This is a genomic window from Thetidibacter halocola, from assembly GCF_018224955.1.
Lineage (GTDB): Bacteria > Pseudomonadota > Alphaproteobacteria > Rhodobacterales > Rhodobacteraceae > Thetidibacter > Thetidibacter halocola.
Genome location: NZ_JAGTUU010000006.1, coordinates 333078 through 351922, shown reverse-complemented (window position 1 = coordinate 351922; position 18845 = coordinate 333078). Strand labels below are relative to the sequence as shown.

Annotated in this window: 15 protein-coding genes, 1 tRNA gene and 1 pseudogene; 4 read left to right on the top strand and 13 right to left on the bottom strand. The window is 66.3% G+C overall.

The window, feature by feature from the left end; translation table 11 throughout:
* The first annotated feature begins 43 nt into the window (after nt 1–43).
* Both KB874_RS16450 and KB874_RS16445 read left to right on the top strand, forming a co-directional pair.
* Nucleotides 44–120, top strand: a tRNA-Met gene (locus KB874_RS16450).
* A 329-nt stretch (nt 121–449) separates the two neighbouring features.
* Nucleotides 450–1279 (top strand): IS5 family transposase gene (locus KB874_RS16445; protein ID WP_249200551.1). Its coding sequence is split into 2 segments (ribosomal slippage): nt 450–831 and nt 831–1279, totalling 831 coding nucleotides; the frame shifts between segments, so codons are not numbered across the junction.
* 1 nt (nt 1280) lies between these two features.
* Here KB874_RS16445 and KB874_RS16440 read toward each other — a convergent pair.
* The 7 genes and pseudogenes from KB874_RS16440 to KB874_RS16410 all read right to left on the bottom strand — a co-directional run bounded on the left by KB874_RS16440 (nt 1281) and on the right by KB874_RS16410 (nt 6577).
* Nucleotides 1281–1619 (bottom strand): hypothetical protein, encoded by a 339-nt coding sequence (locus tag KB874_RS16440; protein WP_212537637.1) that lies wholly within the window; start codon nt 1617–1619, stop codon nt 1281–1283.
* 132 nt (nt 1620–1751) lie between these two features.
* Complete coding sequence (locus KB874_RS16435; protein WP_212537636.1) at nt 1752–1979, bottom strand: hypothetical protein; 228 nt, start codon at nt 1977–1979, stop codon at nt 1752–1754.
* Between the two features lie 210 nt (nt 1980–2189).
* Complete coding sequence (locus KB874_RS16430; protein WP_212537635.1) at nt 2190–2405, bottom strand: hypothetical protein; 216 nt, start codon at nt 2403–2405, stop codon at nt 2190–2192.
* A gap of 233 nt (nt 2406–2638) precedes the next feature.
* Nucleotides 2639–3610, bottom strand: coding sequence for a calcium-binding protein (locus KB874_RS16425; protein ID WP_212537634.1), 972 nt, complete (start codon nt 3608–3610; stop codon nt 2639–2641).
* Nucleotides 3611–3707: 97 nt separating this feature from the next.
* Complete coding sequence (locus tag KB874_RS16420; protein WP_212537633.1) at nt 3708–5072, bottom strand: sensor histidine kinase; 1365 nt, start codon at nt 5070–5072, stop codon at nt 3708–3710.
* Complete coding sequence (locus tag KB874_RS16415; RefSeq protein ID WP_212537632.1) at nt 5069–5743, bottom strand: response regulator transcription factor; 675 nt, start codon at nt 5741–5743, stop codon at nt 5069–5071. Before KB874_RS16415 ends, KB874_RS16420 begins: the two co-directional genes overlap by 4 nt.
* Before the next feature lie 65 nt (nt 5744–5808).
* Nucleotides 5809–6577 (bottom strand): annotated as a pseudogene (locus KB874_RS16410) (IS5 family transposase).
* A gap of 672 nt (nt 6578–7249) precedes the next feature.
* Here KB874_RS16410 and KB874_RS16405 point away from each other — a divergent pair.
* Together KB874_RS16405 and KB874_RS16400 are read left to right on the top strand one after the other, a co-directional pair.
* Complete coding sequence (locus KB874_RS16405; protein ID WP_212537631.1) at nt 7250–8422, top strand: efflux RND transporter periplasmic adaptor subunit; 1173 nt, start codon at nt 7250–7252, stop codon at nt 8420–8422.
* Nucleotides 8423–8433: 11 nt separating this feature from the next.
* Nucleotides 8434–11553, top strand: a complete 3120-nt coding sequence (locus tag KB874_RS16400; RefSeq protein WP_212537630.1) for an efflux RND transporter permease subunit — start codon at nt 8434–8436, stop codon at nt 11551–11553.
* A 38-nt stretch (nt 11554–11591) separates the two neighbouring features.
* Here the strand turns inward: KB874_RS16400 and KB874_RS16395 are convergent, their stop codons facing one another.
* From KB874_RS16395 to KB874_RS16370, 6 genes are all read right to left on the bottom strand, one after another.
* A complete protein-coding gene (locus KB874_RS16395; protein WP_212537629.1) occupies nt 11592–12287 on the bottom strand; it encodes an ATP-binding cassette domain-containing protein in 696 nt (231 codons plus the stop codon).
* A 10-nt stretch (nt 12288–12297) separates the two neighbouring features.
* Complete coding sequence (locus tag KB874_RS16390) at nt 12298–13470, bottom strand: FtsX-like permease family protein (RefSeq protein WP_212537628.1); 1173 nt, start codon at nt 13468–13470, stop codon at nt 12298–12300.
* Nucleotides 13467–14684: an HlyD family efflux transporter periplasmic adaptor subunit gene (locus tag KB874_RS16385; protein WP_212537627.1), complete on the bottom strand. Its 1218-nt coding sequence runs from the start codon at nt 14682–14684 to the stop codon at nt 13467–13469. The genes KB874_RS16390 and KB874_RS16385 overlap by 4 nt, the downstream gene beginning before the upstream one ends.
* Before the next feature lie 76 nt (nt 14685–14760).
* Nucleotides 14761–15252 carry a cytochrome b gene (locus KB874_RS16380; protein WP_212537626.1) on the bottom strand — a complete coding sequence of 164 codons (492 nt, stop codon included), beginning with the start codon at nt 15250–15252 and terminating at the stop codon, nt 14761–14763.
* A 124-nt stretch (nt 15253–15376) separates the two neighbouring features.
* On the bottom strand, nt 15377–16696 hold the full coding sequence (locus KB874_RS16375) for an MFS transporter (RefSeq protein WP_212537625.1): 1320 nt from the start codon (nt 16694–16696) through the stop codon (nt 15377–15379).
* 329 nt (nt 16697–17025) lie between these two features.
* Nucleotides 17026–18816: an ABC transporter ATP-binding protein gene (locus tag KB874_RS16370; protein WP_212537624.1), complete on the bottom strand. Its 1791-nt coding sequence runs from the start codon at nt 18814–18816 to the stop codon at nt 17026–17028.
* Between the last annotated feature and the right edge of the window lie 29 nt (nt 18817–18845).

Sequence of the window (18845 nt, the reverse complement as noted above, 5' to 3'; positions counted from 1 at the left end):
AAAAACCACACCTGTATCTCTCTTCTCGATCTCCAATCTCTGTCGCGGGGTGGAGCAGCCCGGTAGCTCGTCAGGCTCATAACCTGAAGGTCGTAGGTTCAAATCCTACCCCCGCAACCAAAATCATAAAAGATATCAGGCACTTGCGCAGCGCCCCACGGGGCGCTTCTTGCATTGCACCACCTACATCAACGCCACATCAACACAAGAACAAGAAAACGGCACCCGCGTGCATACGCGGGCAGTCAACGGCAGCGAACCGAAGTGCCCTCACAAGTCCCCAGTCCTAATCTTCAGAAAATGTTCAGCCCTTGAGCTTAACGACTAAGTGAAAACCCGGAGACGCAGGATATGGGAACGACACTGAAAGCAATAGCCTTTGCCCTTAGGCCGTGTTGACAAAAGGGATTCACAGTCGCTTCTAGGCATGATTCAAGCTGGTGTCTGCGATGGAGACCAGCTTGGCACGAGACCTGATGTCGGACGAGGAATGGGCTTTCTTTGAGCGGTTCATCCTCTCCATCCGTGCGCCGAACGGGCGCAAACCAGCCAACTACCGTCTTGTTCTTGATGGAATTTTCTGGATCGCTCGGACCGGTGCGCCCTGGCGCGACCTGCCAACCGAGTTCGGCAAGTGGTCGAGCGTCTACCGCCAGTTCCGGCGCTGGACGTTGGCGGGACTTTGGGAGCAGATCATGGATGCCCTGAATCAAAGCAGCGTGGTGCCTCATGCGCTCCAGATGATCGACAGCACCGTGGTCCGCGCCCATCATCCACTGCCCGGCAGGGCATTGCGTCAGCAATGTCCCGAGAGGGGGGCAGCGGGCGCTAAAGGGGGACTCCGCGACAGGGTCTTGGCCGTTCTCGTGGCGGCTTCACGACCAAGATCCACCTCCTCGTCAACGCCGCGGGCCTGCCCATGAGGACTGGGATCACACCCGGCCAGACCTCCGACTACCTCGGCTTCGATCTGGTGATGGCCGATAACCTGCCTACCCCCAGCGTGCTGCTCGCTGACCGGGGCTACGATGCTGACAGCATTCGGGAAACCATGGACAAACAGGATGTCCTGCCGGTCATTCCGATGCGCAAGTGCCGTAAAAAGCGCGTCGGCGTGGACCGATCACTCTACCGGCTGCGCAACCTGGTCGAACGGTGCTTCAACAAGTTGAAAAACGCCCGCCGTGTCGCCACCCGTTACGACAAGACCGCCGAGAGCTTCCTCGGCTTCATCGACATCACGTCGATCAGGCTTTGGATCCGCCATTTGTCAACATGACCTAGCAAGCCAAACCCAAGCAAAGGAGAAAGAACATGGCACGCGAAAACTCGAACCACATCCATTGCGGCGGCGTGACGAGTTGGCGGCGCAGTGGACAGCGCGGGTCTACCCACCCCAGTTCCGCATAAACCACATCGACATAAGCGTCCCAGTCCAACTCGCTGCCGCGGGTCGGAGGATGCGGGTTGAAACTGCGCAGACCAGTCTCGGAGGTGACGGCGCGCGGGATCAAGACCGAGACCTCCAGCCGTCCGAGATGAGTATGCGTGGAGACCATTACAGGCGGACGCGCGGGCTCGGGCACACCGGCGAAAGCCACCTCGAAGAAGAGGCGCACGGCAGCATCGACTTTCCCCCGCACGCTCGGATACGCTCGTTCGAAACGCGCCGCCGATGCTCGAGAGATGCCGACGTTCAGCCCCCCGAAAAACTGCCCCGAAAATGCTCCTGGAGCAATAATTTCAGGGGATTACGCAGTCCTTGGACGACCTGCGCGCCACGCCTCGCGAAGGTTGTTCTCGATGGTCTTGGTGGTGGGACAATCCCGCCGCGGATAGGCCTCGCGATACCACGCCTGCAGCGCGCGGGCTTCGGCGGCGAGATTTTCGGCGATCTCGCCAGCCTCGACGCGCCGCTGAAACTCGATTCGGATGATGTCGATTCCCTTCTTCGGACGCCCGGGCGTCCCGGTCGGCATGTGGTCGTCGGCAATCGGGCGGCAGGATGTGGATGTCGTGCACGATGTTCGCGCTGACGCTGGCCTCGCCCTTCCGGACATTGGTGATGCGCAGCTGCCGCCACGCGGTCGCCGGGATCGCGTGCCACGGGCCGAAGGGCGGATCCTCCTGACCGAAGGCGGTCAGTTCGCCGCCTCCCGCTTCGCCTTCATTTCGGCGAGCATGCCGTTTCAGACGCGGTGCAGATCGGCCCGAGCCGAGCGCGTCCTGTTGGCGGCGTCATGCGAGTCCTTCGCGTCCTGCCAGTCGCGGACCGACATGCTGAGGTAGCTCGGCCGCTTTGGCGCGTTCTTGCGGGCCTCCGTCGCGCGGGCGTGCGCCTCCCACATCTCGGCGGGCAGCGGGATGGCGTCGGCCGGTGGCCCATAGGGCTTCTGATCTGTCATTTCTGCTCTGCCTCGCTGGCGCTGTACTCCTCTGGCAAGCGCTGCAACACGAAAGCGCCCACCGTCTCGGCGGCCTTGCGCAGCGGATCGTCGAACAGATGCACCACTCAACGGGGCATCATCCGACGGACTCCGAGGAAGTGATTAAAGCTGTTGTGCGCGAGAGAACCGCCCGCTTGACCTGTGTGTCCTTGGAGAGCACGGCTTTTGGCCGTGCCCTCTTGACGCTCAGGTCAGGAAAAGAGGAAATCGTCCACGCTGAGGTTGGACAACTGAACATTCTCCAGCAGGAGGGTGTCACCGCCACCGAAATCGATAAGCACATCGTCGCCACCACCGACCGTAATGGCGCGGCCCAGCACATCGGCAAAGCTGGTGACCCCCAGCCGCGCGGCAAGCTGGATCGTGTCGCCGGCGCCGAAATCCTCGATTACGTCATGGCCGCGCGCAAAGACAAATGTATCGGACCCCGCTCCGCCTTCGAGCGTGTCGTTACCCGCGCCCCCGTTCAGCGTGTCATTCCCTGCGCCACCACTCAGGTCGTCCCGGCCGCCGCCGCCGAACAGCCGGTCGTTGCCGGTGCCACCATCGATGTCGTCGTTCCCGGCTTGGCCAAACAGACGATCATTGCCCGCACCGCCGTCGATGTCGTCATTGCCACCGCGACCGCGGATGACATCGTTTCCACCGAACCCGTCAAGATCGTCACGGCCGCCGGTGCCCTGGATCGTGTCGTTGCCTGCCATGCCGCCAGACGCAGGCGGCGTCGGTTGTGGTGCCGTGACCGATTGGAAACCGAACTGCTCTGCCGAAAGCTGGCCGATGCGGACGTCTTCCAGCAGCAAGGTGTTGCCACCGCCGAAATCGAACAGGGTGCTGTCGCCCGCCTCGGCGCTGCGCGCGAGGGCCATCAGCGCCGAAAAGCCGGAAACGCCAAGGGCCGGATCCAGGTCGATGCGGTCTTCGGCGGAAAACCCTTCGATGGAATCGCGCCCGGCGTTGTAGCGGAACGTGTCCGCGCCAAGCCCGCCATTCATCTCGTCATTGCCGGCGCCACCATCGAGCGTGTCGTTTCCGGCGCCGCCGTAAAGGTCGTCGTTCCCGCCGAGACCAGACAGCAGGTCGTTGCCTGCGCGCCCAACGATGTCGTCCCGCGTGCCCGTCCCGATCAGCGTGTCGTTGCCATTCGTTCCGTAGAGTTCCATGTCGCATGCTCCCTATGCAACCGGGCCAGCCGGGAATCGGCCGCCCCTTCATGGGAGCAGAAATGAAGGCCCTGTCTGACCGCAGTCTGACGAGTTGTCAGGAATCGGATGGCGCGAGGTAGCCAAGGCGGAATATCGCGCCGCCTCCCGGCGCGCCGCTGGCCTCGACGGTTCCACCATGCGCCCGCTGGATCCGAGCTACGATGGCCAGGCCCAACCCGGCACCACCGCGCGGTGCGCCCGCTCCGCGGCGGAATGGCTCGAACAGGTCGCCTGAACCTTGGGGAAGGCCAGGGCCGTGATCGCGTACCGCAATTTGCGTCCCGGGACCTACGGTGATTTCGACCAGTCCCGGGCCGGCATGATGCAACGCGTTCTCGATCAGGTTGGTCAGGGCCAATGCGATCGCGTCCGGTGCGCCATGCACCGGGACGGGTACGTCGTTACCCGACAACGCGATCTCGCATCCCCGCGCCTCTGCCACGGGAAAAAGCTCTGCCACGACACGCTCGGCAATGGCGGACAGGTCGGCACTGGTGCCCTCGGGCAGTTCCAGCCGGTCAGCTCCGGCAGAGGACAGAAATTGCGTCACCATGCGCGACAGCGTGCGCACGTCCTCGCGCAGCGTGTCGAAGGCAGGGTCCCGCGGCAACTCGTCGAGCCGCGCGACCAGCACGGCGACTGGGGTGCGCAGGGCATGGGCGGCCTCGGCGGCGCGGCGCTGCTCGGCGTTCAGCTCGGTATCGAGCCTCTCGATGCTGCGGCGCACGGCCTGTGTCAGGTCGTCCACCTCGGTCGGCGCGCGCGGCAGGTCGAGCGGTGGCAATCCGCGTCCCGGTCGAATGGCGCGCGCCCATTCGGCCGCCTGCGCCACCGGGCGCAGTGCCCGGCGGATGATCAGCAGGGTGCCGCCGATGAGCAGGATCGCGATGGGAAGCAGGGGCAGCCAGACATGCCCCTTGAACTCGTCGAAAATCTCGGCGCCCAGCAGGTCTGCGGGATCGCCGGCCATCAGGAACAACAGGCTGACCGGCGGGTTGGCGCCCTGAACGCTGTGCGAGGCGACCACGGGCATGACATCGGCGCCGCTGGGCCATGCGATCCAGTCTGTCGCAAACGCGCCGGGCCGCAGCAGGTCCTCCGGGATCAAAGGAGCATTCCACCCATCCAGAACGTCGCCGTCCGACGCCACCACGGCAAAGGCATAGGCGCCGGGATGCGCGGCGTAGATCCCGTCGATCACGCTTACCAGCGCCTGCGGGTTCTGGCCGGTTTCAAGATAGGCGGCTTCCAGCCGCAGCAATTCTCGCCGGACGACGTCGATCATCAACGAGTTGCGATCCGACGCGTCGAACACCGCCACGAAGGCGACATTGGCCAGGATCACGACTGCCGCGATCACCAGAAGCTGCGTGGTCAGGATGGATTGCAGCCCGCGGCGCGGCGTACCTTTGGCGCTCATGGCGCACCCGTGCTCAGCATCCATCCGACGCCGCGGATCGTCCTGAGCGAGACGTCGGCGCCCGCATCCGTCAGACCACGGCGCAGGCGCGACACGGCGGCATCGACGGCGTTCGGCGTGACCTCGGTCTCACGGTCATAAAGCGCCTCGACCAGCACGGTCCGGGGCACGACCTTGTTCTGGCGCCGCACCAGCGCCTCGAGCACGCTCATCTCGCGGCGTCCCAGTGCCAGTGGCTGTTCATGGCACAGTGCCTCGCGGTTGCTGGTGTCGAGGCGGATGCAGCCCGCGGTCAGGACAACGCCTTCGCGGTTGCCGGGCCGGCGCAGGATCGCACGGCAGCGGGCGACCAGTTCGGGGATCTCTACAGGCTTCACCACATAGTCGTCCGCCCCGCTGTCCAGCCCCGCGACTCTGTCCCCCAGTGCGCCGCGGGCGGTCATGACGATGGTGGGAAAGCCACCCTGGTCCTGCCATCGGCGCAGCAGGTCCAGCCCGTTCCCGTCAGGCAGCCCGAGGTCAAGGATGGCGAGGTCGTAGGCGGCGAGCGACACGGCCTCGGTCGCCTCGGCGATCGACCCGGCGACGTCCACCGCAAAACCGGCTCGTGCCAGGCCTCCTGCAATCGCTTCTGCCAGGGCCGGGTGATCTTCGACAAGCAGTGTCCGCATTCGATCCTGTTCTCGCCTTCAGACTGCATTCCTCAAGACCATCTAGGCTCCAGACTCATTGATCGTCAAAGCCAGAATAGGACGGTTGCGGCGAGGGCGACGGCAGAAAGAAAGGTCTTGGCGCACCTGTCGTAACGGGTGGCGATCCGGCGCCAGTCCTTGAGCCTGCCGAACACGATCTCGATCCTGTTGCGCCTTTTGTAGCGGCGCTTGCCGTAGCGGACGGCCTTGCCGCGCGACTTCCGGCCCGGGATGCAAGGGCGTATCCGCTTTAGAGAAACGCTTTCCGGAACCAGTCGGCGTCGAGCTCCGATCGGGGATCAGCAATTCGGCGGCAGGCAGACTGCCCAGCAGGGCGGCCGCGCCGGTGTAGTCGCACACCTGGCCCGCCGTCATGAAGAACCGCAGCGGGCGACCCTTCGCATCCCTTATGGCTCTCAGCATGGTGTTCAGCCCGCCATTCGTGCGACCGATACGGCCTGCACGCTTGTCGTCAGCCCCCCCCTTTTCGCCTGCAGGCTGGAGGCCTTGCGATGCGCCTTCAGGTAGGTCGCGTCGATCATGGCCGTCTTCTCGTCGGCGCCTTCGGACGCCAGCCCCACCATGATCCGGGCGAAGACACCCATATCACCCCGCCGCTTCCATGGATTGTAGAGTGTCTTGGCCGGGCCATGATCCCGACGCGTGTTCAATAACCGCAAGCCATTGCTATTGATTAATATTATGCCATTCAGCACGCGCCGGTTATCGACATGCGGTTCGTCGTGGCTCTTCGGAAAGAACGGCTTCAGCCGCTCCATCTGCTCCTCAGTCAGCCCAAAAACGGTTGCTCATGATCACCCCCGTCAGTTCGGGAGCTTGAATCACGCAGACCCGGCAGCCTAAAGCCGATCAATGGCTCCTGACCCTGGCCACTCCAAATGAGCGCGCGCAATGGGAATGATCTGACTCACCACGGCCAGCATTCCCGAGGGGACTGTTCTTCGGTCACAGCACGTGTGTTTGCCTGTCGGAGACGCCGTGGGGTGGAAGGGATAGACGACAGCCCCGCTCCCGCCCTCTGCGCAGGAACTGACGGGGGTGTCCAGTGGGGCGGGGGCTTGTTTTCGCGCAGCAATCGCGCCGTCCAGTGCGGGAAGAGCTGAATGTACCGATCTGTTCCGCAGGGCATAAGAATTGGTATGCGACAACCCTCGCCTTGTGTGCGATGTCTTTCGGGACGGCGATCTCCGAGGCCACGCAGCTTAAGGCGCCGCCGCTCGAGACTGCTCTACGTCGCCATGGCGCATAGCCGACCAACCGGCCAGGCCCGTGGCTGCAACACTGTTCAGGGGAAGACACCGTCTGCCGCAGGATCAGCGGCAGGTGGCCAGGCAGCCCCAACTGCAAGGCGTTGCGAAATACCCACGTGCGGGATCTGTTCCAGCAGCGATCCCGGTCTAAATCATCACCCGAAAGAAGACCCTTGATACAGTTTCAGATTTCATGATGGAACGAGGCCCGGGAATGTCGATTGTCAAGCAACTGCTCGCGACGGCGGCGATTTTGGCCGCGTCCTTCTGGGGGCTCGTGAACTACGTTCCGGCGTCCTTGCCGATCCTCGACCGGTTCGGCCTGCTCGAGCCCTTCGGCATCGTCATGCCGGAGACCGTGGCAGAGGCGGGGTCCGGGCCGCGTGGTGCGGGCGGCCCCGGGCGCGGCGGCGCGGTTGCCGTTGTCGCCATGACCGCGGGCGAGGCGAACCTCTTCGACGAGATCACGACAATTGGTGACGGTCGCGCCCTGCGCACCGTGGCCCTGCTGCCCGAGGTGGCGGGCAACCTTTCGGCGGTCAACGTGCAGTCGGGCCAGTATGTCAACGCGGGCGATGTCGTGGCGACGCTGGATGACAAGATCCAGCGGCTCGAACTCGATAGGGCACAGTTTCTGGTGCAGGATGCGCAGGCGACCGCGGACCGGGTGAACGCGCTTGGCGCGACGATCCCCCAGATCCAGCGAAGCGATGCGAACCTTGCGCTCCAGATCGCCAGGCTCGACCTGGAAGAGGCGCAATTCGAGCTCGAGCGGCGCAGGATCGTCGCGCCTGTTTCTGGCTGGGTCGGCATCATCGGCCTCAACGTCGGCGATCAGGTCACGCCCTCGACGGAGATCACGCAGATCGACGACCGGTCCGAGATTGTGGTCGAATTCCGGGTGCCTGAACGGTTCGTCGGGCAGATCGCACTGGGCGATACCATCCGCGCGACTCCCCTGGCCCGCCCGCAGCTGGAGTTGGAAGGCCGCATCGTCGCGCTGGACAACCGGGTGGATTCCAACAGCCGGACCCTGCGGCTTCAGGCCTCGCTCGAGAATGTGGGCGATGTTCTGCGGGCTGGCATGGCCTTCCGCATCAGCCTGTCCTTCATCGGCGAGGCCTATCCTTCGGTCGATCCGCTGGCGATCCAGTGGAACAGCGACGGCCCCTTCGTCTGGGTGATCCGCGAGGGCAAGGCCGCCCGGCAGAAGATCGCAATCGTGCAGCGCAACAGCGATTCGGTCCTGGTCAGCGGCGACCTGGCCGTGGGAGAGCAGGTCGTGACCGAAGGCGTGCAGAACCTGCGCCCCGGCGCCGAGGTCGAGATCCGCAGCGGAGACGCGGCGATGCAGTCGCAGGCGGCATTGCCCGTCTCGCGCGGATAGGAGGCTGACCAATGGCCGTGACCGCTCAATCCGCGCTGTCGTCCAGCACCGCGCTTTTCGTTCGCAGGCCGATCCTGGCTTTCGTGCTGTCGGCGCTGATCGTTCTGGCCGGGCTTGCGGGCCTGTTTGGCGCCGAGATCCGCGAATTGCCGGATGTGGACCGGCCCGTGATCACCGTGACAACCGATTTCGCTGGTGCCTCGCCAGAGACCGTCGACCGTGAGATCACCGCCCAGATCGAGGGCGCGGCGGGCCGGGTGGCCGGGGTCAAGTCGATCTCGTCCAACTCGCGGTTCGGGCGCAGCCGGGTGACGATCGAATTCGGTGACGATGCCGATCTCGACGTCGCCGCCACCGACATGCGCGACGCCATCGGCCGGATCGCGAACGCGCTGCCCGAGGGCGCGGATGATCCGCGCATCGTCAAGGCCGACGCCAATGCCGAAGCGGTGATGCGGATCGCGGTCACGTCCGACCGTCGCACTGCACAGGAGTTGACGCAATTCGTCGAGGAGGTGATCGAGGATCGGCTGATTTCGGTGCCCGGCGTCGCCGACCTGCAAGTCTATGGCGACCGCGAGTCCGTGTTCCGCATCGACATCGACCAGATGCAACTGGCCAGCCGTGGCCTGAGCCTGGCCGACATCCGCAACACGCTGCGCAACGTGGCCTTCGACGCTCCGGCGGGGGCGCTGAGTTCGGACAGCCAGAGCATCGTGGTGCGCACCACCGCGACCGTTACCAGCGCGGCCGAGTTCGAGGCGCTGGCGATCCGCGAGGGCGTGACCGTCGGTGACGTGGCGACGGTGACGCTGGGCCCCGCGCCGGGGGAAAGCGTGCTGCGCGCGAACGGGCGGACCGGGCTGGGGCTGGGCATCATCCGGCAGGCGCAGAGCAATACGCTGGACATATCGGCCGCGGTGCGCGGGGTCGTGGACGACCTGCAATCCATCCTGCCGCCCGATGTCAGCGTCTTTGTCACCAGCGATGACGCCGTGTTCATCAACGGCTCGATCCGCGAGGTCCTGAACACGCTGGCCATTGCCACGGCCATCGTCATCGGGATCATCTTCCTCTTCCTGCGCGACGCACGCGCCACGATCATTCCCGCGGTGACGCTGCCGGTTTCGCTGATCGGCACGCTGGCGGCGATCTACCTCGTTGGCTTCTCGGTCAACATTCTGACGCTGCTGGCGCTGGTTCTGGCGACCGGCATGGTCGTCGACGACGCCATCGTGGTGCTGGAAAACATCGTGCGACGCCGGGGCGAGGGAATGGGCGCGCGGGCCGCCGCCGTCCTAGGCACGCAGCAGGTGTTCTTTGCGGTCGTCACCACCACCGCGACGCTGGCCGCCGTCTTCATCCCGCTGTCCTTTCTGCCTGGCCAGACCGGCGGGCTGTTCCGCGAGTTCGGCTTTACCCTTGCCATGTCGGTGCTGCTGTCGTCCATCGTTGCGCTGACGCTCTGCCCTGTGCTGGCGAGCCGCCTGCTCAAGGGTCATACCGGCGACAAGGAGCCGCGCGGCCCAATGATCTGGCTGGGCAACCGCCTCGCCGCGCTTTATGCCCTGACGCTGCGGTTTTGCCTGGCAATGCCGCTCCTGGTCATTGTCTTTTCGGTATGCTTCGCCGCCTTCGCGGCGGGGTCCTTCGGCAACATCCGGCAGGAACTGACGCCGCCCGAGGACCGCTCCATCGCCTTGCTGCGGGTGAGTACGCCGCAGGGCGTGTCGCTTGACTACACCGCTCGCAAGATGCGCGAGATCGAGACGCTGATCGAACCGCTGCGCGCCTCAGGCGAGGTGACGAACGTCTTTTCCATCGCCGGCACCGGCGCGGACAATCGCGGGTTCATGGTGATGACGCTGGCACCCTGGGATGAGCGCGCGCGCAGCCAGCAGGAAATCGTCGGCCAGATCAATGGCATGCTTGGCGGCGTGATCGGCGTGCGCGCCTTTGCGATCCAGCCGAATTCGTTGGGCATCCGGGGCGCCGGGCGCGGGCTGACCGTGGCGCTGACCGGAAACAATTACGACCGCCTTTCCGAGTCCGCCGACGCGATCATCGAGCGGATGGAGCAGAACCCCGCCTTCGGCCGCGTCTCGCTGGGCTACGAGACGACGCAGCCGCAGCTGTTCATCGAGGTCGACCGCGACCGCGCGTCGGACCTGGGCGTGAACATCGACGGACTCGGCGAGGCGCTGCAGGCGGTGCTCGACGGGCGCACCGTCGGCACGGTCTTCATCGACGACCGCAGTTTCGAGATCAAGATGGTCTCGACCGCTGATCCGGTGAACGATCCGGGCGACCTCGAGCGCATCTTCGTGCAGGCGGGCAACGGCCAGATGATCCCGATTTCAAGCTTCGTGCGCTTGCAGGAACGCGCGGTCGCCCCCGAACTGGGCCGCGAGACGCAGATGCGCGCGGTGGAAATCTCGGCCACGCTGACGCCGCAGCTGTCGCTGGGCGATGCCTATGACGAGGTGCAGGACATCGCCGCCGAAGTGCTGCCCGAAGGACAGCGCATCGTGCCTCTGGCCGAGGCGGCGACCCTGTCCGAGACATCCTCCGGCCTGCTTCTCACCTTCGGTTTTGCCATCGTGGTGGTGTTCCTGGTGCTGTCAGCGCAATTCGAAAGCTTCGTTTCGGCCCTGATCATCATGGCGACGGTGCCGCTGGGCCTGGCCTGCGCGGTCCTCGCGCTTCTGATGACCGGGGGCAGCCTGAACGTCTACAGCCAGATCGGGTTAGTCCTGCTTATAGGAATCATGGCCAAGAACGGAATCCTGATCGTCGAATTCGCAAACCAGTTGCGGGACGAGGGGAAATCCGTTCGCGACGCGATCTTCGAGGCCTCCACCGTGCGGCTGCGGCCTGTGATGATGACGATGACCTCGACGGTTCTGGGCGGACTGCCGTTGATCTATTCCTTCGGCGCCGGGGCCGAGGCACGCGAGGCGCTGGGATGGATCATCGTTGGCGGGCTTGGGATGGCGACGGTTTCCACCCTCTACCTGACGCCGGTCGCCTACCTGGTCCTGGCCCGCCTGTCGCGACCGAAGGCCGAGGAAGAAGCCAGGCTTGTCAAGGAACTGACCGCCATCGCGCGGCCCGTCCCCGCAGCGGAATAGGAACGCTTTTTCGCAAAGGGACCGATCCTGGTGCTGGATCAGGTCCGGTCCTCGACCGACACGATCCGCCCGTCCTCCAGCGTCAGGATGCGGTCGGCGCGGTCGAGGATGCGGTTGTCATGCGTGACCAGCAGTGTTGTCGTGCCACGCTCTGCGCCTAGTCTCTTGAGCAGGTCCACCACGTCGGCGGCGCTGTCCTTGTCCAGCGCGGCGGTGGGTTCGTCGGCGAGCACCAGCGCGGGATTGCCGACCAGCGCGCGCGCCACGGCGACGCGCTGTTTCTGGCCGCCCGACAGGTTTGCGGGCAGGTAATCGAGCCGGTCCGCCAGCCCGACTAGACCCAGCGCCCGCGCCGCCGCCTGCCGTGCCAGCGCGTCGGGCACGCCGGGGCGCACCTGCACCCCCATGACGACGTTCTGGATCGCGGTCAGGCTTTCATGCAGGTTGTGCGCCTGGAAGATGAAGCCAAGCCGCTGGCGCAAACCTGTCAGCGTCTCGGCATCCGCGCCGCGCAGTTCCTGCCCCATCAGCCGGACGGACCCGTCCTGCACCCCCCGCAGGCAGCCGACCAGCGTCAGGACCGTGGTCTTGCCAGACCCCGAAGGCCCCATCAGCACCGTGAAACTGCCTCTCGGCAGGGTCATCTCGACATCGAACAGCGCCTGCTTTCGCGCGTCTCCGCTGCCGAACCAGTGGTTCAACCCGCGGATATCGACGATAGGATCCTGCGTCATGCCAGCGCCCTCAGAACAGGTCGGCCGGGTCGGCGGCGGCCAGCCGGCGGGTGGCGATGATCCCCGACAGCGCCGAGAAGCCGACCGTTCCCAGGAACACTGTCACCGCCATGCCAGGCGTCATCGTCAGCGGCAGCGTCGTGACCTTGCCCATCAGCGTCAGGATCGCGGTGCCGATGGCCAGCCCCGGCAGAAAGCCCAGCAGCCCCAGCACCAGCGCCTCTTCGAGCACGATCCCCAGGAAGAAGCGCGGCCCATAGCCCATCGCCTTGAAGGTCGCGTATTCGCGCATGTGGTCTGCCACGTCGGCCGACAAAACCTGGTAGACGATCACCAGCCCCACCAGAACGCCGATCAGCACGCCAAAGCCGAAGATCACGCCGGTCGGCCGTTGCGTCTGCTGATAGCGCAGATCCTCGGCGGCCGCATCGCCATAGCTGCGGATGCGCAGGCTCTGGTCCGAGACCAGGCCGCGCAGCCTGGCAATGGCGGCCGGCACGTCGGCGCCGGGGCGCAGGCGAAGCAGGATGTGGTCCGGCGCGGCAGAGCTGCGCGACGGGAACAGCGACAGAAAAGTCTGGTCCGACACCAGCATGAAGCCGTCACCGCCGAACCCGCCGCCGCCGGCGAAGGTGGCCAGCGCCGTAAGCGTGCGGTCCTGCGCCTCGAAGCGCAGAGGCGTCTGCGGGCGGATCGCGGCGGCCTCGTCGGGCGGCAGGCCGCGCGCCAACCGGTCGAGGATCGCGGCGTCCTGCACCGAAAGCAGGTGCAGATCCTCGGTCAGCCCGGGGGCGATGAAGCCGGGCCGCCCCGGATCGATGCCGAAGGTCGTCAGCGCGATGTCGGTCTCGCCCCGGTCCCATGGCACGGTGCCGACGAACAGGCTGAGGCCCTCTGCGACCTCGGGATCGGCCAGCGCCTGGAGCATCCATTGCCGGGCGACGTTGCCACCCTCGGCCAGCGCGTTCGCATCGCCCGCCGAGATCATGATGTCGGCCTGGAAGAAGCCGTAGGGCTTGAGCGTCGCGGCCGCCATCGAGTTCATCAGCCCCAGCTGGACAAAGACCAGCACGTTGGCAAAGGCCACGCCCGCCAGCGCCGCGGCAAAGCGCCCGCGCTTGTGTGTCAGTTGCAGCCAGCCGATGGGCAGCCGCCCGAACAGGCGTTGCAGAAGGCGGCTCATCGCGCGGCCCGCGCGGCGGCCCCTGTGTCGATCCGCGCTACCGCCTCGAGATTGGTGTAGCGCGCGGCGACGGCTGATGACTCGGTGTCGAGCGCCACGAGAACGCGGATCACGCGGGCGTCCGAATTGGCCGCCGCATCGTCCGAGATCAGCCCCTGCCGTCCGACCGTCAGGCCGATGCTGTCCACCGTGCCGCGCAGGCTGCGGCCCAGCGCGTCGGCCACCAGGTCGACCGGCTGGCCCGGCGCCACTGCGGCGATGCGGTCCTGCCAGATCTCGACCTCGGCCATCATCTGGCCGGTATCGCCCATCTCCATGATGCCCTCGGCGGGCGGGCGCTGGCCAGGCGTGGCGTGAATGTCGAGGATCGTGCCCGCAATGGGCGCGCGCACCTCGGCTCGGGCCATGTCCATCCGGGCGCGTTCCAGTTCGGCCTCGGCGGCCATGACGTTGCGCGCGGCGACCACGACATCGGGTTGCTCGTCGATGGCTAGCGCGGCAAAGCGCGCCAGCGTCGCCTCGGCCCGTGCCACGGCCTGCGCGGCCTCGGCCGCGCGGGACCGCGCGGCGTCCAGCGTGGCCGCCGTCGTGACACCTCGTTCCCCCAGCGCCTCGGTGCGGGCCAGGCTGGCCGCGGCCTCGTCTGCGGCGGCGCGCGCCTGGTCAAGCGTTGCCTGCGCCTCGGCGCGGCTGGCCTCTATGGCGCTGCGCGTCTGCATCAGCGTCGCCTCCCGGACGGCGAGATTGGCCTCGGCCTGAAGCACCGCGCCCTCCAGCGCCTCGCGGTTATCGAGCCGGGCCAAAGTGTCGCCGCGCGCAACAGTGTCGCCGATCGTGACGAGGATCTCGGCCACCCGCGCGTCGCCCGCCCCATAGGGCGCGGCAACGATGGCGACATCGCCGCGCGGCATGATCCGCGCCAGCCCCACCACGTCCGAGGGCAGCAGCGTCTCGACCAACTGTTGCGGCACCTCGATGTCGGGGGGCAGGGCAATGGGGCTTTCGGCCCCGCCACCCGGTTGCAGGCCGGTCATCGCGTAGAAGCGTTGCAGGCCTGGAGGCTGGTAATACATGCCCAGGACCGCGCCGGTGAACATCAGGACGGGGATCAGCAGCACCAGCAGGTACCGCTTGCGGAACAGGCGGCGGCGCGGCGCGGGGGCCTCTGTCTGCCCTAGGTCGATGGGCAGGGTGGGGTCGTCTGTCTGGGTCATGCCCGTCTTCCTTGCAGTGTTCGATGCGGGCGGTCGGCGATGCGCCCGCTGCATCCGGCCGGTGGCTCCCCGGGGGTCAGGCGCCGGGCCGGATCATCCGCAGCATCACGTTGTTCTTCAGCACGACACGGTGGAACGGCACCGCCAGCACATGCAGCACGATCAGCGCCAGAAGCGCGACCTTGAGCACGTTATGCGCCTGTGCGGCCTGCGCCACGCCGCCGAACCACGCCAGTCCGCCGGTCAGGGTCATGCCGGCCATCAGGCCGTAGAATCCCCAATGCGCCACATGGCTCAGCGTCTTGAGCGGCGCCGGCTCGTTCTCGGGCGGGGGTGGCGCACCACGCGAAAGGCGCAGGGCCAGCCGCCACAGCACCAGCGCCAGGATCAACACGCCGCCGGCGACATGGGCGAAGACAACGGGCGAGAATGCCACGTCCTGCCCCTTGGTGTAGGCGTCCCATGCGGACGAAATGCCGTCGTGAAGGACAAATTGCGCCGCCACCAGCACGGCAACGACCCAGTGCAGGCCGATCTGGGTGGCGGAGTATCCGCTTGGCTGTCTCATCTTGCGGTCCTTCGAAAAAGGAAAAGGCCGGGCGCCGCATGCCGCGCCCGGCCGTCATGTCCGCAAAGGCTATCGGGCTTGCCCGGTCGCTTCATTGACCTGCGTCAAGCGCGTCCGGCAGGTGTCAGAGTTGCGAGGACCACCGGGGGTGTTCGTCATCGACGACAAAGGCATGGGCATGGCGCCGGTGGCCAGAGAGATGGGGGTGATCCAGCGGCAGGTTCTCATGTGTGTGCTCGACGACCTCGGGATCCTCCTTTGGCCACAGGCGCAGTGCCGCCAAGGCGCCCGCGCCCGCCAGGACGGCGAGGCAGCCCAGCGCCACGACCGGCCCGAAACGCGTCATCAACCAGCCTGACAGCGGATAGGTCACCAGCCAGCAGGCATGGCTTAGTGCAAACTGCGCGGCGAACAGCGCGGGGCGGTCCTGCGCGTGCGCAGACCGCCGCAGCAGGCGCCCCGATGGCGTCAGCACCGCCGAATAGCCCAGGCCGACCAGCAGCCAGGCGCCAAGCAGGCCGCGCCAATCAAGGCCGAACGTGGCGACAGCGGCGGCAAGGCCAATCATCGTCGTTACCATCAGCGTGGCCCCGCCCGCCATCACGGGCCGGTCCGGCACTCGGTCCAGCAGCCGGGGCAGGGCCAGCGCGGCCAGCATCGAGCCCGCACCGAAGGCGAACATCGTCCAGGCCAGCGCGGCCTCTGCCAGGCCCAGGGTGCTGCGCACAAGGACAACCGAATTCACCAGCACCATCGCACCCGCCGCGGCGGCAGCGAGGTTCAGCGCCAGCAATCCGCGCAGCCGCGGCGTGGAGAGGTAGATGCGGATGCCTCGCGTGGTGCGGTCGTAGATGCCGCGCGGCGCGGCCGGTCTGGGGCTTGGCAGCAGCACCGAGACCACCAGCAGCGCCGAGGCGGCAAACCCCGCCACCGTGCCCAGGAACAGCGCGTTGTAGCTCATCACCGCCAGCAGCAGCGCGGCGAGCGTCGGGCTGACGATGTTTTCCATGTCATAGGCCAGGCGCGACAGCGACAATGCGCGGGTATAGCGCGCCTCCTGGGGCAGCACGTCCGGGATCGTCGCCTGGAAGGTTGGGGTGAAGGCGGCCGAAGCCGATTGCAGCACGAAGATCAGCACATAGACCTGCCAGATCTCGGTGACGAACGGCAGGCACAGCGCCGCCCCGGCCCGCACGAGGTCCAGCGCCACCAGGAAGGCGCGCCGCGGCACGCGGTCGGCAAAGGCCCCGGCGACGGGGGCGATACCCACATAGGCCACCATCTTGATGGTAAAGACCGTGCCCAGCACCATCGCGGCCCCGTCGCCCGCCAGGTCGAAAGCCAGCAGTCCCAGCGCGACGGTCGCAAGCCCCGTCCCCAGAAGCGCCACGACCTGCGCCAGGAACAGGTGGCGATAGGTGCGGTCGGCGAGGATCTCCAGCATTTTGGCCTCAGAGGAAACGGCGATGGTGGGAAGTGCAGCGCAGGTTCAGGTCGAATGGTCGGGATCTAAACGGTGATCCCCGTGATGATGGGTCGCCGCCGGCAAGTGGCGCCGTGCCCGGGTCGGGCGTGCCGTCAGGGCGGGACGATAGGGCCGTGTCATTGCTGGATCATATCCTGCATCCGGGATCGGGCAAGATATCTTGCCGTGTGGATACGGCACCTTGGCAGCGGGCCTCTCGGTGCATGCCGACACCTCAGGGGGGGCACCCTTGCGCACAACCAGCCGGTTCCGCGGTCTTTCATCGGTGCATCCGGCCCCGGCGGGCCTCAGCCATAGCTCTGCTTCTGCGACCGGAACATCGCGGCATACAGGCCCTCTGCCGCCATCAGCGCCTCGTGCGGGCCTTCCTCGATGATCCGGCCGGCATCCATGACATAGATGTGGTCGGCGCCCACGACCGAAGAAAGCCTGTGCGCCACCATGATCGTCGTGCGCCCCTGTCCAAGCCGCCGCAGGGCGGTCTGGACCTTTTCCTCGGTCCGCTGGTCAAGGGCCGAGGTTGCCTCGTCCAGAAGCACGATGGGCGCCTGCCGGAGAAAGGCGCGGGCGATGGCAATGCGCTGTTTCTGCCCGCCCGACAGCTGGCTGCCCTTGGGTCCAAGCGGTGCGTCGCCGCGGCGATCCATCAGCTCGGCGATCTCGGCCGCCTCGGCGGCGGCGCGGATCTCGGCATCTGTGGCGTCGGGGCGGACATAGCGGATGTTCTCCCAGATCGAGGCGTTGAAGATGACGATGTCCTGCGCCACGACGGAAAAGGCGTCGCGCAGCGCGCGCACGCGGATGTCGCGAATGTCGATGCCGTCGATCGTCACCCTGCCTGCCTGCGTCTCGTAGAGGCGGGTCATCAGGCTGAGCACCGTGGTCTTGCCCGATCCGGTTGCGCCGACGATGGCGGTGGTGCGGCCACCCGGCATCACCATGTCCAGATCGTCGAACAGCGAGTGTTCCGGGTCGTATGCGAAACCCACACCCTCCAGCCGGATATCGCCGGCCGGGTCGAACCGGTCGGTCGCACCGGGTCGGTCGGCGATGGTCGGGGTTTCGCGCAACAGGCTGCGCAGCCCGTCCAGCAGGATCATGCTGGACTGAAGCTGGGCGAAATAGCCCGCCAACAGGCGCAGCGGGTCGAACAGGATCACCAGCCCTAGCAGGAAGGTGATGAGGTCGGCGGCATCGAAGGCATATTCGGGACTGATGACCATGTAGCCACCGCCGCCGATCACCAGCACGAAGACAAAGGCCGAGACCATGTCGATCGACGGCATGGCCAGCGCCTGCGTCGCCTGAAGGCGGACGGCCAGGTCGCGGATCCCGGTCGATGCGGCGAACAGGCGGTCGCGCTCGCGATCCTCCTGGCCGGCGATCTTGACCGTGCGCATGCCGTTCGACATCTCCTCGATGTCGGTCATGTAGTCGCCCAGGGCAGCTTGCGCGCGGGTCTGGATCGCCTTGATGCGATGACTGACGAACTGCATCACCAGGACGATGACCGGGATGACCACGATGGCCACGGTGAACAGCACCGGTGCCTTCCAGATCAGGTAGCCCGAGACGATGACGATTGTCACCGCGTCGCGCACGGCATTGGCGGTTGACTGCCCGATGAAACGCGCCATGCCCTCGGCCTGGTTCACCAGGCGCAGGATGATCTCGCCGGTGGTCGTGCGCTCGAACCATGACAGGTCGAGTGTCAGCAGATGCGCGATCAGGTCCTTGCGGATCGCCAGCACGGCATTCGCGGCCAGCCAGGCGGTCAGGCGCGGCGTGACATAGGACAATACCCCACGCAGCACGAACAGGACAAAGACCAGGACGCAGACACGGGCCAGTTGCGTGACTGCGCCCTCTTCAAATATCACGCGCAAGCCGTTTTCCGTCAGCGACAGGAATTGCTGGTAGACCAGGCCCTGACCGGCGATCAGCAGCAGCACCAGAAGCAGCCAGGGCGCCCTGGTGCGCAGGTAGCGGGTCCAGAGCCAGCGCAGGTTCTCGCGGTCGACAGGACGGAACAGGGCCTGGCGCGTCCTTGCGGTCCGACGGGCGAAGGGCAGTTTCATCGCGGCGGGCTCCTTATCCGGCCGCCGGG